At 46.4% G+C, this 14,371-nt stretch carries 15 protein-coding genes and 1 pseudogene; 7 read left to right on the plus strand and 9 right to left on the minus strand.

Annotation, left to right across the window (positions count from 1 at the left end):
* Positions 1-274 precede the first annotated feature (274 nt).
* A pseudogene (locus tag A3GA_RS12370) lies at positions 275-409 on the plus strand (GNAT family N-acetyltransferase); the annotation flags it as partial.
* Here the strand turns inward: A3GA_RS12370 and A3GA_RS0101765 are convergent.
* Entirely contained in the window at positions 354-1,937 is a 1,584-nt protein-coding gene (locus A3GA_RS0101765) for a Ppx/GppA phosphatase family protein (RefSeq protein WP_018025669.1), read from the minus strand. The pseudogene A3GA_RS12370 and the gene A3GA_RS0101765 overlap by 56 nt on opposite strands.
* Before the next feature lie 230 nt (positions 1,938-2,167).
* On the opposite strand from A3GA_RS0101765, the gene pstS reads away from it, so the two are divergent.
* From pstS to pstB, 4 genes are all read left to right on the plus strand, one after another.
* Complete coding sequence (gene pstS / locus A3GA_RS0101770) at positions 2,168-3,214, plus strand: phosphate ABC transporter substrate-binding protein PstS (RefSeq protein WP_018025670.1); 1,047 nt, start codon at positions 2,168-2,170, stop codon at positions 3,212-3,214.
* A 203-nt stretch (positions 3,215-3,417) separates the two neighbouring features.
* The gene (pstC, locus tag A3GA_RS0101775; RefSeq protein ID WP_048769261.1) at positions 3,418-4,443 is read left to right on the plus strand and encodes a phosphate ABC transporter permease subunit PstC; all 1,026 of its coding nucleotides are present in this window, start codon (positions 3,418-3,420) and stop codon (positions 4,441-4,443) included.
* 11 nt (positions 4,444-4,454) lie between these two features.
* On the plus strand, positions 4,455-5,345 hold the full coding sequence (gene pstA / locus A3GA_RS0101780; protein ID WP_081606588.1) for a phosphate ABC transporter permease PstA: 891 nt from the start codon (positions 4,455-4,457) through the stop codon (positions 5,343-5,345).
* Positions 5,346-5,372: 27 nt separating this feature from the next.
* A complete protein-coding gene (gene pstB, locus A3GA_RS0101785; protein ID WP_018025673.1) occupies positions 5,373-6,185 on the plus strand; it encodes a phosphate ABC transporter ATP-binding protein PstB in 813 nt (270 codons plus the stop codon).
* A 7-nt stretch (positions 6,186-6,192) separates the two neighbouring features.
* Here pstB and A3GA_RS0101790 read toward each other — a convergent pair whose 3' ends face one another.
* The 7 genes from A3GA_RS0101790 to A3GA_RS0101820 are packed head-to-tail and all read right to left on the minus strand — an operon-like array spanning position 6,193 to position 10,996.
* Positions 6,193-6,804, minus strand: coding sequence for a DUF2946 family protein (locus tag A3GA_RS0101790; protein ID WP_018025674.1), 612 nt, complete (start codon positions 6,802-6,804; stop codon positions 6,193-6,195).
* Between the two features lie 4 nt (positions 6,805-6,808).
* Positions 6,809-7,420 carry a Maf family protein gene (locus A3GA_RS0101795; RefSeq protein WP_018025675.1) on the minus strand — a complete coding sequence of 204 codons (612 nt, stop codon included), beginning with the start codon at positions 7,418-7,420 and terminating at the stop codon, positions 6,809-6,811.
* Positions 7,421-7,433: 13 nt separating this feature from the next.
* Positions 7,434-7,904, minus strand: coding sequence for a 23S rRNA (pseudouridine(1915)-N(3))-methyltransferase RlmH (gene rlmH / locus A3GA_RS0101800; protein WP_018025676.1), 471 nt, complete (start codon positions 7,902-7,904; stop codon positions 7,434-7,436).
* Positions 7,901-8,311, minus strand: a complete 411-nt coding sequence (gene rsfS, locus A3GA_RS0101805) for a ribosome silencing factor (RefSeq protein WP_018025677.1) — start codon at positions 8,309-8,311, stop codon at positions 7,901-7,903. The genes rlmH and rsfS overlap by 4 nt, the downstream gene beginning before the upstream one ends.
* 46 nt (positions 8,312-8,357) lie before the next feature.
* A complete protein-coding gene (nadD, locus tag A3GA_RS0101810) occupies positions 8,358-8,966 on the minus strand; it encodes a nicotinate (nicotinamide) nucleotide adenylyltransferase (RefSeq protein WP_018025678.1) in 609 nt (202 codons plus the stop codon).
* Positions 8,948-10,222 carry a phosphoribosylamine--glycine ligase gene (gene purD, locus A3GA_RS0101815; protein ID WP_018025679.1) on the minus strand — a complete coding sequence of 425 codons (1,275 nt, stop codon included), beginning with the start codon at positions 10,220-10,222 and terminating at the stop codon, positions 8,948-8,950. Before purD ends, nadD begins: the two co-directional genes overlap by 19 nt.
* Before the next feature lie 45 nt (positions 10,223-10,267).
* Entirely contained in the window at positions 10,268-10,996 is a 729-nt protein-coding gene (locus tag A3GA_RS0101820) for a YebC/PmpR family DNA-binding transcriptional regulator (RefSeq protein WP_018025680.1), read from the minus strand.
* A gap of 138 nt (positions 10,997-11,134) precedes the next feature.
* Between A3GA_RS0101820 and A3GA_RS0101825 the strand changes: the two genes are divergently transcribed.
* Complete coding sequence (locus A3GA_RS0101825) at positions 11,135-12,631, plus strand: helicase HerA-like domain-containing protein (RefSeq protein WP_018025681.1); 1,497 nt, start codon at positions 11,135-11,137, stop codon at positions 12,629-12,631.
* Between the two features lie 56 nt (positions 12,632-12,687).
* On the opposite strand, the gene A3GA_RS0101830 is transcribed toward A3GA_RS0101825, so the two are convergent.
* A complete protein-coding gene (locus A3GA_RS0101830; protein WP_244264035.1) occupies positions 12,688-13,197 on the minus strand; it encodes a MarR family winged helix-turn-helix transcriptional regulator in 510 nt (169 codons plus the stop codon).
* A 183-nt stretch (positions 13,198-13,380) separates the two neighbouring features.
* On the opposite strand from A3GA_RS0101830, the gene A3GA_RS0101835 reads away from it, so the two are divergent.
* Entirely contained in the window at positions 13,381-14,367 is a 987-nt protein-coding gene (locus A3GA_RS0101835) for a quinone oxidoreductase family protein (RefSeq protein WP_018025683.1), read from the plus strand.
* The last annotated feature ends 4 nt before the right edge of the window (positions 14,368-14,371 follow it).

The raw sequence follows: 14,371 nt of genomic DNA on the forward strand, positions 1-14,371 counted from the left end.
TTAAATGCGACGGTTAACATCATAGTTGATTTTAAGGTGAATGAGAACGGTTATTATTCTTATTTTGATAAATTTTTAAGAATTAAAACGTTAATACTAAAAACTTCTACCTGTTATCTGCTTATCACAGTAAGCTAGCCTTGTTTTATTTAGGGCTTAGTGATGTGGTATTGAATAGCAAAGCAACCGCATTCAACATGATTCGATGTCACCCTACACACCGTATCCAATCCATTGACTAGAGGAGAAGACGGCCGGCGAGCGTATCAGTCAGTCGCGTATGCCGACCTTGATTAAGGGCTACTTAAAGCTTGGCGCCCGTATTTGCGGCGAACCTGCTTGGGGTAAAGACGTTAATGCGGTGGATTTTCCGGTGATTGTGGATAGTGAGAAGATGGATCATCGCTAGCGACGCCATGTTGGTTTTGACTGATTGGCTTGATTTGAAAGTTAAAGCCACAGGCCTCCCACAGCGCTTTTTCATTCGTTAGACTGAATTCGGTCAGTGGGTGATTTTCAAGCCAGCGCTTACCGATAGTAAGCGTGATATCCTTAGCTTCAATTTTAAGCGCCAAGTTTTCCATATGGATGGCTTGACGTTTGCGTAAAAATATTAGCGCTAAGCGTATACATAGGATGGCTTGCCATTCTTCATCGGCTAATGACTTGATATCGCTTTTGTTTAACTTGCCTTGCGACTCAAGATTCAGGCGCGCCATAATCGTTTGTTCATCTTTGGAGAAACCCGGCATATCTGCATGTTGTAACACATAGGCAGAGTGGCGATGATAGGAGGATTGGGCGATGCTTAAACCGATTTCATGCAGATCACACGCCCATTTAAGTAGCAAATGCATATCATGGGGCCAGCTTTCTTGCGCTTCCTTGCTAAGCGTTAAGGCAGACTCATAAAAAGCACTCGCTAGTTGACGCACTCGCAGAGCTTGCTTAGTATCCACCCGATAGCGGTGCATATATTGAGCCACGGTACCGGCACGAATATCGGCAGCTGATTTACGACCCAGCATATCATACAGTACACCCACTCGGAGTGCGCCATCACCCTGGTTCATCTGCTTGATTTTCAGTTCTTTAAAGGCGGCCATCATAATGGCTAAGCCTGCAGGTAGTACTTCAATACGATCAGTTTTGAGATCGAGTAGCAGCGGCGAGTTGGCTGAACCGGTTTTTATTAAGATACGCTTTAGCTTCTCCATACCCTCCATCGTAATGCCGCGTTCAGAAAAACCTGAAGCCTGTAATACGGCTACTAAGGCTTTAGCCGAACCGGAGGAACCAAAGGCCTCGGCCCAACCCATATTGCGGTAGCTTTTACTCAATACCTGGATTTGGTTGCGTGCATTAATCTCCGCTTGTTTAAATGCTTTGGCGCTGACCATACCGCCAGGGAAATAAAGCTTGGTAAATGAAACGCAACCAATGGGTAAGGACTTAACCAGCAAGGATTGAAAACCCTTGCCAATAATAAACTCCGTCGAGCCGCCGCCAATATCAATCACTAAGCGGTTTTTATCGGATAAGGGCAACTCATGCGCCACCCCGGAGAAAACCAAACGCGCTTCCTCTGGACCGGACACCACCTCTATAGGAAAACCTAGCGCAGCTTCAGCGCGTTGTAATAATACATTGCGATTTTTAGCAACCCGGAAGGTATTGGTCGCAACCGCGCGTACTTGGTGTGGATGGAAATTTTGAATGCGCTCAGCAAAGCGTTGTAGTACACCAACTGCTCGCTCAATCGCTTCGTCACTGAGTACCTTGTCCTCATCTAAGCCGGCTGCTAATCGCACGGTTTCCTTTAAACGGTCAATGGCGAAGATATAAGACTCACCATTGCGCTCCTCAATGCGTCCAACGGTCAATCGAAAGCTGTTAGAACCTAAGTCTACAGCAGCTAGTAAGTTATTATTTTCCATAAAAATCGGATCTTATAATGATGTCATTATTGTACCTAAGAAATAATGGCTTAAGAGACAATAAGTGAAGTATTTAAACGACAAACTAAATGATGATAGAGGGCGCACGTGATGTCATATTCTTGTCATATATGCTTTGTACAATTCCTTATGTAAAGTGAAACACCATGGTATGTTATTTACCCAATAATTTACCAACTTACCTAATCTGATATCAACAAAGGATGATCATGTTAAAACAAGCTTTTTCTCGCGTTACTTTAGCAGTTGCTCTTGGTGCCGCTGCGTTTTCTGTACAAGCAGCTGCTGTAACAGGTGCTGGCGCTTCTTTCCCTTATCCAATTTATGCTAAGTGGGCTGCTGAGTATAACAAAGCAACCGGTAATCAGGTTAACTATCAGTCAATCGGTTCTGGTGGTGGTCAGCAGCAAATTATTGCTAAGACAGTTGATTTCGGTGCTTCTGATGACCCATTATCAGCTGAAAAATTAAAGGATAATAATTTACTTCAGTTCCCGGCCGTTATCGGTGGTACAGTACCTGTGATTAACGTTGATGGTATCAAACCGGGTGAGTTAAAACTAACAGGTGAAGTATTAGCTAATATCTACTTAGGTAAAATCACTAAATGGGATGATGCTGCTATCGTTGCATTAAATGATGGCTTAAAACTTCCTAACGCTGACATTATCGTAGTTCATCGTTCTGATGGTTCTGGTACTACTTTCGGTTGGACTAACTACTTATCTCAAGTTTCTTCTGAGTGGAAAGAAAAAGTAGGTGAGGGTAAAGCCGTAAAATGGCCTGTTGGTCAAGGCGGTAAAGGTAACGAGGGTGTTGCTGGTTATGTGCGTCAATTAGCTAACTCTATTGGTTATGTTGAGTACGCTTACGCTAAGCAAAACAACTTGTCATGGACTCAATTACAAAACCGTGATGGTAAGTTTGTACAGCCTGAGCAGACTGCATTCGCTGCCGCTGCTGCTAACGCCGACTGGAAATCTGCTCCTGGTATGGGCGTAGTGCTTAACCAAGAGCCAGGTGCTGAGTCTTGGCCTATTACTCAAGCAACATTCATCTTATTGCACAAAACAGCTGATAAGCCTGAGCAAACTAAAGCCGTGATGGAGTTCTTTGACTGGGCTTGGGCAAATGGTGGCAAATTAGCTTCTGAGTTAGACTATGTGCCGCTTCCTAAGGAAGTAAGTGATGAGGTTCGCGGACTTTGGGCTTCGGAAGTTAAAGCAGCTGACGGCTCTGCAGTTTGGTCTAAATAATTATTAAGTACTTATTTAAGCTAATCTGAAATGATAGGGTTAAGTACCCCGCAAAGAAATTGGGGTAACACTTAACGATAGGAGTCGGGCAGTAGATGTTATAATTTGCTGTCCGACTTTTTGCATTGCAGTTGTAATAAATCTTAAATAAGTTGTAGTGATTGTTATTAAGCTAACGCTTTACGTCTTATACTGGATTGCTAATGTCGACATATTCCGAGACTATTAATAATAGTAGGTCTTCAACCCCAACTAAAGAGGCTACGGTGTCGAAGAGTTTACCACCTTCCCCCAGCAGACGCGGTTTTGCGCTAGCAGATCTGATATTTGCTAATGCAGCCCGTTTTTTTGCGTTTTTTGTATTTATTTTATTAGCGGCGATTATGCTATCGTTAGTTTACGGTAGCTGGGATTCGCTCAAGGCTTTCGGTGTTTCCTTTTTGTTTAGCACCGAGTGGAATCCGGTACAAAATCAATATGGTGCTGTGGTGCCTATTATCGGTACCTTAGTGACCGCAGGTATTGCCTTGGTGATTGCAGTGCCGGCATCTTTCGGTATTGCAATGTTCCTAACCGAGTTGGCGCCCACCTGGATTAAGCGCCCATTAGGCATCGCCGTGGAGATGTTAGCGGCGATTCCTTCCATTATTTATGGTATGTGGGGTCTGTTTGTCTTCGTCCCCTTATTCCAAAAGTATATTCAAGTTCACTTGATCAGCTTTTTTGCGCCGATTCCGGTATTAAACCAGTTGTTCGCTGGACCGCCGATGGGTATTGGTTTATTTACTGCCGGTTTGATTTTATCCATTATGATCATTCCGTACATTGCCTCGGTCATGCGTGACGTGTTTAGCGTGGTACCACCCATGTTTAAGGAATCTGCATACGGTCTTGGGGCAACGACTTGGGAAGTGATGTGGCGAGTTGTTTTGCCTTATACCAAAGGTGGTGTGATTGGCGGCATTATGCTGGGTTTAGGTCGTGCACTTGGTGAAACTATGGCAGTTACTTTCGTGATTGGTAATGCCTTCCGTTCACCGAACAGTATCTTTGCACCATCTAACTCCATTGCTTCAGCCATTGCTAACGAGTTTAATGAGGCCTCTGGCTTACAGTTAGCCGCATTAATTGAATTGGGCTTGATTTTATTCTTGATTACAACCGTTGTTCTCAGCTTATCACGCTGGATGTTGTATCGCATGAATAAAGGCCAAGGAACTAAGACATAGTGAGTGATCAGATGAGTTCTACTGTTTCTACCGCTTCCCCTAAACCGCCAGAGTCGGTTTTACATAATGGGAACAAAATTTATAAAAAACGACGCACCATTAACCGCGTGATGTTGACCCTCTCTTTAATTACTTTAGTCTTTGGTCTATTCTGGTTATTCTGGATTATAGGCACCTTATTAATTAAAGGCGGCGGTTCTTTATCATTCGATCTTTTTGTCGAGTCTACCCCCGGTCCTGGTGGTCAGGGTGGTTTAGCGAATGCCATCGTCGGTTCAGTGATGATGTCTGCAGTCGCGACTGCTATCGGTACACCGATTGGTATTTTGGCCGGTACCTATTTGGCTGAATATGGTGATCGCGGTTGGTTAGCCCCAGCAACTCGATTTTTAAATGATGTGTTGTTATCGGCACCGTCAATTGTTATCGGTTTGTTTATTTACTCCATTTATGTGTCACAACTCGGTCACTATTCCGGTTGGGCAGGTTCTTTAGCACTGGCTATTTTAGTGATTCCGGTGGTGGTAAGAACAACCGATAATATGTTGCTATTAATTCCTAATAGCTTACGCGAAGCCGCGGTAGCGCTTGGCTGTCCTAAGTATCGCATGATTTTATCAATTTGTTATCGTGCTGCTTTATCAGGCATTATTACCGGTGTGTTATTGGCGATTGCGCGTATTTTAGGTGAAACAGCACCGTTGCTATTTACCGCCTTAAACAACCAGTTTATGTCCTGGAATATGAATCAGCCAATGGCAAACTTACCGGTCACAATTTACCAGTTTGCTGCCAGTCCGTTTGATGACTGGAACCAATTAGCTTGGGCAGGTGCAACCTTTATTACCCTATTGGTTTTAGGTCTAAATATTGTTGCCCGTTTAGTAACCCGCTCGAAGTAATATTAGTCAAGATTATAGGATTTAAAAATGGACACTGTAGCACCAGCGAAAATCAGCCAAGCTGAATTAGATTTAGTTTCTCCAGAGGATACTAAATTAGAGGTTAAGAACTTAAATTTTTATTACGGTAAGTTCCACGCCATTAAAAATGTGAATATGCGTATTGCTCGCAACAAGGTTACCGCATTTATCGGCCCCTCTGGTTGTGGTAAATCTACCTTGTTGCGTACCTTTAACCGCATGTTCGAGCTTTATCCAGGTCAGCGCGCTGAGGGTGAGCTTAATTTAGATGGTGAGAATTTATTAACCAGTGAGACGGATATTTCATTATTGCGTGCCAAGGTTGGTATGGTTTTCCAAAAACCCACACCATTCCCAATGAGCATCTATGATAATATCGCCTTCGGTGTGCGCTTATTTGAAAATTTAAGTAAGCCAGAGATGGACGAGCGTGTTGAGTGGGCTTTACAAAAAGCAGCGCTGTGGACTGAGGTTAAGGATAAATTAAGCCAGAGTGGTCATAGTTTATCCGGTGGACAGCAGCAGCGTTTATGTATTGCTCGCGGTATTTCTGTTAAACCAGAGGTATTGCTACTGGACGAGCCTTGTTCGGCGCTAGACCCGATTTCTACTGTAAAAATCGAGGAGCTAATCACTGAACTTAAAAAGGACTACACCGTTGCTATCGTAACTCACAATATGCAGCAGGCGGCACGTTGTTCTGACTACACTGCTTATATGTACCTAGGTGAGCTCATCGAGTTCGGTGAAACCAGTCAGATGTTTGTTAAACCCCGTCGTAAAGAAACGCAGGACTATATTACCGGTCGTTTTGGTTAATAATTCCTCAGGGTTTAGGCATGCTAACAAAGCCGAGCGTTTGCTCGGCTTTGTGGCTTTCTAAAAGGCCACAGTTTGCGCTTAACTCGCCCTCAGCGGTAGTTAGAGAGAGCGTGAGCTGTTGTCCAGCTAGAATCGCTGCCACATCCGCCTCAGCAAATGGGCGTCGCTGACCATCCGCTGCTATCACCTGTATCTGTTCAAGCCATGCTGGTACATCCCGTCCAATTAACATGGCTGGTCCGACATCACTTTGGACAAAAATCCGACCCTCATCACTAAGGTACCAGTGTTTAACTGCCTTAATGGTATGCCCATGGTGTGTACTTAGGCGAGCGGCGGCCTCATCATAAAAAAGAATAAAGGGTGCATGCGGCAAGCTCAGGTAGACCCTTTGCGGACCGTTTTGCACATACCATTCACCGCCTTCATTAACACAGTAGTTACGCCCAAAAAAGGCGATCAGCTGGCTATTTTCGATGCGTTCACCCTCGGGATTAGCCTCAAAATCTCCATTATGATGAAAACGCCATAAGCCGCGCTCATTTAATGATAACCAGCCATAGGCGGCCGGCACATGAGGCCATTTTGCCATGGCTGCAATGACTTGTTCATCCATAAGGCTACTCGCTTTGTTCTACCAATAATGTTAAAAGCTCCCATGTGTCACTTAGGGGCAAGCCCACCACACCGCTAAAGCTACCTTCAAGCCTTTCGATGAGCATCGCCCCCAAGCCTTGAATGGCATAGCCCCCAGCCTTGCCAAGGCCCTCGCCACTCTGCACATAATGCGCAATTTCCTCGGCATTAAGTTGGCGCATAGACAGGGTGTTAATGCAATTTCTTTCTAGTATGCGCTCACCATCCACTAGCACAAGATGGGTATGCACTTCGTGTACCGAAGCGGATAAGCGCTCTAAACTGCGTCGTACATCGTCGTCAGAGTGCGCTTTATCCACCACCTGACCATCTATCATGACACAGGTATCAGCCGCCAAGATAGGGTACATGGGGAGTGTGGCGCTGTTTTGTGTGATATAGTTCAAGGCACGTTGCGCTTTTTCTCGGGCTGTGCGTATCACATAGTCTGGTGGCGCTTCACCCGCTAGGATTGGCTCATCTTCCGCGTCCTCTGGGGTAGGTACCCTTAAAACTTCGTGATTTACGCCGATTTGCTTTAGCAATTCATGCCGTCTGGGACTGGCTGAGGCCAAATAAATAAAGGGTAGCTTCATGGGATAAGCTCGCTTATTCTCGATGATAGGGATGATTAGTCAGAATAGACCAAGCGCGATAAATTTGCTCAACTAATAGTACACGCACCATTGGATGGGGTAGGGTAAGGGATGAAAGTCGAATTTTTTGTGAAATACTGCGTTTAAAATCGGCATCGATACCGTCCGGACCACCGATAATTAAGGCCACATCCTGTTGATTTGCCATCCAGTCTCCTAGCATGGAAGCTAGCTTTTGGGTACTGAGATCACGCCCATGCTCATCCAAAATCACAACCATACTGCGTGCAGGAATCGCTGCTTGAATGCGTTTAGCTTCGGCCGCCATCATTTGTGCCGGGGTTTTGCCGGAGCTTCTAGGCTCTGCTTTAATTTCTTTTAATTCAATGGCGCACTCATGAGGCAAGCGCTTAGCATAATCGTCCCACGCAGTTTTGACCCAGTTCGGCATGCGGTGACCCACGGCAATAATGGTGATTTTCATTCGTCGTCAAAGGGTTGCATCGGATCAAAGCCCTGATTCACTGGAGGAACCAATTGAGACTGCGGCAAAAGCTTGACCTTAACCGGTTTTTCGCCCCAAATGGCTTCCAGATGGTAGTATTGGCGAATGGCTGGCTGCATACAATGCACCACGATATCACCTAGGTCTAGCACCACCCATTCACCCGTGTCTTCACCCTCAAGAGAAAGTACCTCAAGACCCTGTTCACGTACCGCATCATATACACTGCGTGCGATGGAGCGCGTTTGGCGATTGGAGGTACCACTGGCAATAATCACTCGGTCAAATAGACTCGTGAGTTCGGTGGTATCAAACACCTTGATGTCCTGCGCTTTAGCATCCTCAAGCGCATCAATCACTAAACGTTGCATTTTATTTAATTGCATAGTTGATAATATCCTTTTTGTACAGCTAGTGGACTGCTTTTATTTTTTATTGATAAAGTTGGTGCTCTTTAATATAGCGTAACACCTCAGGATGAATATAGTCACTCACATCCTGATGATTACGTAAGCGTTGACGTACCTCGGTAGAGGAAATATCGATTTCATCAAAATGAATTTGGATAATTTCTTTGCCGATCACTTGCGCCGCTAGCATCTCAGCAGGGATTTCCGAGGAATAATCCGGGCGTTTAGCAACCACTAGGGTTAGCGTCTGCATAATCTCCTGCCAACCATTCCAAGTAGTAAAGTTTTGCAGCTGATCGGTGCCCATTAGCCAGTAGTAATCAATGGCTGGATCTAATTGCCTGACGGTATCAATGGTATAGGTAGGGCCATCACGTTCGATTTCCATGGTGTTGAAAAAAATCTTAGGGTGACCCTCAGCCGCAATTTTAAGCATCGCTAAACGATGCTCAGCACTCACGGATAAATTGTCTTTTTGCCAGGGTTGCCCGGCAGGTAACAACTCGACGTGCGCTAAAGGTAATTGCTCTAGCGCACTGAGCGCTAATTTAATATGCGCCTTATGGATAGGGTTAAAGCTACCGCCTAATAACCCTACCTTTGGGCGGCTTGTTATTTGATGGCGCGCCATGCGATATCGCTGCGGTACTGCATACCGTCAAAGTTAATCTCATCAATAGCGGCATAGGCTTTTTGGCGTGCCTCTTGAATCGTTTCACCTAAGGCGGTCACGCATAGGACACGACCACCAGAGGTGACAATCTCACCATCGCTGAGCTGGGTACCCGCATGAAACACCATCACCTCATCACTCTCTGCCCCTAAACCATGAATCACATCACCGGTACGTGGAGCGGCGGGATAATTATGAGCTGCTAGTACCACACCAATGGCACTGCGTGGATCCCAATCAATGGTTACTTGATCTAGCTTGCCCTGGGTGGCCGCTTCAAATAAAGGCACAAAATCATTTTTAATACGCATTAATAAAGGCTGCGTCTCTGGATCACCTAAACGGCAGTTAAACTCAAGTACCTTAATCGGGCGAGTGGCATCATCACCCTCACCGATCATGACGCCAGCATAGAGAAAACCGGTGTACTCAATACCATCCGCCCGCATACCCTCGATGGTCGGGATGATCACTTCGCTTAAAATACGTTCGTGAATGACCTCATTCACAATGGGCGCAGGGGAGTAAGCCCCCATGCCGCCGGTATTAGGTCCCTGGTCGCCGTCTAATTGACGCTTATGATCTTGGCTGGAAGCGAGTGGTAAGATGGTGTTACCGTCACACATGACGATAAAGCTCGCCTCCTCACCAGCTAAAAACTCCTCAATCACTACCAGGGCACCGGCCTGACCGAATTGACCGCCAAGCATATCATCAATGGCCTGATGCGCTTCCTCAAGCGTCATCGCTACCACCACACCCTTGCCGGCAGCTAAGCCGTCAGCTTTAATCACAATCGGTGCGCCTTGTTGTTCAACATAGGCATGGGCCGCCTCAGCCTCGGTAAAGCTGGCGTAGGCTGCGGTAGGGATTTGGTGACGCACCATAAAGGCTTTGGCAAAATCCTTGGAACTTTCTAATTGAGCCGCTGCTTTTGTCGGACCGAAAATGGCTAAGCCTGCATTGCGAAACACATCCACCACACCAGCGGCTAACGGAGCCTCAGGACCAACGACCGTCAGAGCAACGTGATTGTCCTTGGCAAATTGCAATAAATCCTCAGCAGAGCTGAGATTGATATTGCGCATCCCCTGAGTGCTAGCGGTGCCGCCATTACCCGGTGCTACAAACACCTGATCCACCTCGGATGATTTAGAAAAACGCCATGCTAAGGCATGCTCACGGCCGCCGCCACCGATCACTAAAATATTCATAAGGACTATGCTAAAACTCGTTTAAGGTTAAATGAAAAACTTGAACTATTCCTCGTCAAATACCGCATTGGTATAGACCTTTTGGACATCGTCCAAATCTTCTAAGGTATCAATAATTTTCTGCATGACGGCACCATCGGCATCATTCAGCTCAATTTCATTTTGTGGACGCATAATAATCTCTGCTACCTCGGGCTGTAGACCAGCAGCTTCAAAAGCATCACGCAACTGTGCAAAATCGCTTGGGGCGCCCAGCACCTCGGTCAGACCATCCTCGTCAGTATCAATATCATTGGCGCCGGCCTCTAAGCCCACCTCCATGATTTGCTCCTCGTCCACATCGGGTCCGAAAAGAAACTGGCTGACGTGATCAAACATAAAGGTAACGGAACCGTCTGTGCCTAGGTTACCGCCATTTTTAGTTAGGGCGTGACGGACTTCGGAGACCGTGCGCTGACGATTATCGGTCATGCAGTCCACAATCACGGCAGCCCCCGCAACACCATAGCCCTCGTAGCGTACGAACTCATAATCCTCGCCATCAACCGCACCGGCACCGCGCTGAATGGCACGGTTAATATTGTCTTTAGGCATATTACTTGCGTTAGCCTTGTCCATGGCTAAGCGTAAGGCGGGGTTAGATTCGGGGTCTGGGCCACCGGCGCGTGCTGCGACGGTGATTTCACGAATAATTTTTGTCCAAATTTTGCCGCGTTTGGCATCCTGGCGACCCTTACGGTGCTGGATATTTGCCCATTTACTATGACCTGCCATAATACTCTGTAAAATAAAAAGGTTAAACTGATGGAATAAATTTATTATGAAGTATTTTATTGTGCCTAGATTTTACCTTGATTAGCACATTTTTTTATAGAATAGCCTGTATTATAGCCTTTTTGAGAGGAACACTTTATGCTTCAGCCAATTGCTTTGGGACGTAACTCCACAACCGATGCTGTCTTATACCCTAAACTAGCTAATCGCCATGGATGTATTACTGGTGCCACCGGTACCGGTAAAACCGTCACCTTGCAATTGATGGCGGAGGCTTTTTCTCGCATTGGTACGCCTGTTTTTTTAGCCGATGTTAAGGGGGATTTATCCGGCATTACCCAAGCAGCCTCCATGTCTGAGGGCTTACAAAAGCGACTGGATAAGTTGGGTCTGCCCGCTCCTCAGTTCGGTGCTTGTCCGACCGTGTTTTGGGATGTTTTTGGGGAAAAGGGTCACCCCGTACGCGCTACCATTAGCGATATGGGACCGTTGTTATTAGCACGGGTGATGAATCTCAATGATACCCAAACCGGTATTTTAAATATTTGCTTTAAATTGGCTGATGATGAGGGTTTGCTGCTCCTGGATCTTAAGGATTTGCGCTCCATGCTGCAGTTTGTGTCGGATAATGCCCGCAGCTTACGCCCTACTTATGGCAATATTTCCCCGGCCTCTGTGGGTGCGATTCAGCGTGCGCTCCTAGAGTTGGAGGTACAAGGCGCCGATCAGTTTTTCGGTGAACCGATGCTAGATATTTTTGATTTGATGCGTTGTGATGCGCAGGGTCAGGGCGTGGTAAATATTCTTGCGGCTGAGAAGTTGATGCAGTCACCGCGACTGTATGGCGTATTTTTATTATGGTTGCTAGCCGAGCTTTTTGACAATTTACCGGAAGTAGGGGATCTAGAGCAGCCTAAGCTGGTGTTTTTCTTTGATGAGGCACATCTTTTATTTGATAATGCCCCTAAGGCCTTACTGGAACGAATTGAATTAGTTGTGCGATTAATTCGCTCAAAAGGGGTTGGGGTCTTTTTTGTCACTCAAAACCCGCTAGATATTCCGGAAGCGGTACTGGGTCAGTTAGGTAATCGGGTACAGCATGCACTACGAGCCTATACTCCACGGGATCAGCGGGCCGTCAAAACAGCAGCGGATACGATGCGCCCTAATCCACCATTAAATATCCAACAAAGCATCAGTGAGCTTGGTGTGGGTGAGGCCTTAGTATCATTTTTGGATCCTAAAGGCATACCATCGCCTACCGAAAGGGTCTGGATGTTTGCGCCCGGCAGTCGTATTGGTTTAGCCACAGAGGATGAAATTGCCCGAGTGCGAGCGACATCGCCATTTGGCAACAAATACGATCAGTCCTTTGATCGTGAATCGGCCTATGAGGTGTTGACACGTCGTGCAGAGGAGGAGTCTCAAGCCGCAGCGCTGGCAGCACAAAAAGCCCAAGCCGGTGGCGGCGTTGGCGGGCTGATTAAAGATGTGTTGTTAGGCTCTAGCGGTCCGCGTGGTGGTCGTCGTGAGGGCTTGGTTGAGCAGGTAGCAAAAACCGAGGCTCGTCGCATTACCCGTAATTTAATTCGCGGTGTGCTGGGATCCTTATTAGGTGGTGCTAAGCGACGTTAATCGCTCTCGGGGAGACGGTTACGCACTAGGCTCGTAACCGTCAGCTTGTCTGCAGCTTATTGCGATGGAGCCTTATCACATTCATCGGCAAAGATCACAGCAAACTCCGCCGGTGCATTATGCTTGAGGAGCTTTTTATTGAGTTTGCTAAATAGGGCAAATTCCTCGGCATCAAAACAGGCAAATACATGATTTAAAATATCCTCAATCACGGCCACGATTTCTGTGCGTAAATGGCGACTTTTGTCCGTTAAACTCAATTCCATCACGCGCTTATCCTTTTGTGAACGGGTGCGTGTAATCAGACCCTTGCACTCCAGGCGATCAAGTGTACGCGTCATGGCGCCCGTGTCCACACCAATCGCATCGGCTAATTGTGCCGCCGTATTGATCTTACCCTCACCCAACAGCAGAATAGGGCGCCACTGAGCCCCGGTCAAACCGAGCGGTAGTAGTCCCTCATCCAATTTCTCATTAATTGTCTTGTGTACAATGCGTAAAACATTGCCCGTGTTTTTATCCGCTGACGTAGGTGGGTTAATATCGAATTGTATGTGTTTCATCATGTCGTTGTGTTTTTGCTTAGCACTGTTTTTTTTAGCATGCTAGTATGTACTGATATTTTCCAATTAAAGTCAGTGTACACCGATTAAGCTGATTAGGCAGTGATAAGTCATATGAAGAGGATATTGTAACGGTTTTCAGGAAGATGATGACCTGATGAGGCCAATAGCATCGAGGAGATTTTTATGAGTACAAAAAGTAGCAAAATTCAAATTCAACATCATGGTGGCCCTTTCGTGATGGAGTGGGTAGATGTTGAAGTGGCAGCACCAGCGGCGAATGAAGTGCAAATTGAACAAAAAGCGGTTGGTTTAAATTTTATCGATATCTACTTCCGTACCGGACTTTACGATCATCCTTTACCTCATGGCTTGGGCTTTGAAGCAAGTGGTGTCGTGACAGCGGTGGGTAGTGAGGTGAGTCACTTAAAAGTCGGCGATCGCGTGGCCTATGGTCAAAGTCCTATCGGTGCTTATGCATTATTGCGCAATATGCCTGCCTTTCAAGTGGTTAAATTACCTGAGCAAATCTCCTTTGAGGAGGGTGCGGCGATTATGCTAAAGGGCTTAACCGCATGGTATTTATTACGACAGACCTATAGAGTACAGGCTGGAGAGACGATTTTGTTTCATGCCGCTGCCGGTGGGGTCGGTTTAATTGCAACCCAATGGGCTAAGGCCCTGGGTGTGAAGGTGATCGGTACCGCTTCAAGCGCCGAGAAAATTGCCTTAGCCAAAGCGCACGGTGCGTGGGAGATGATTAATTATCGTCAAGAGGATGTCGCAGCGCGAGTGTTAGAGCTCACGCAAGGTGATAAAGTACCCGTGGTCTATGATGGGGTGGGTAAGGATACCTTCGAAACCTCACTTAATTGCTTAAAACCACGTGGTTTATTAGTGAGCTTTGGTAATGCATCCGGTGCGGTGACTGGGGTTAATCTCGGCATTTTGGCAAGCAAGGGTTCCCTCTATGTGACGCGTCCAACCGTCGGTGCTTATGTGAATACACGTGAGTTGATGCAGCAAGCGGCAGATGAGCTATTTGAGCAAGTGCTTGCGGGCAATATCAAGGTGCGTATCGATCAACGGGTACCTTTGGTGGATGTAGCTAAAGCGCATGAGGACTTAGCCGCAGGTCGCACCACTGGTTCAACCGTATTGACCATTGATTAGTGCG

This window comes from Oligella urethralis DSM 7531 (assembly GCF_000372065.1).
GTDB classification, from domain to species: domain Bacteria; phylum Pseudomonadota; class Gammaproteobacteria; order Burkholderiales; family Burkholderiaceae_B; genus Oligella; species Oligella urethralis.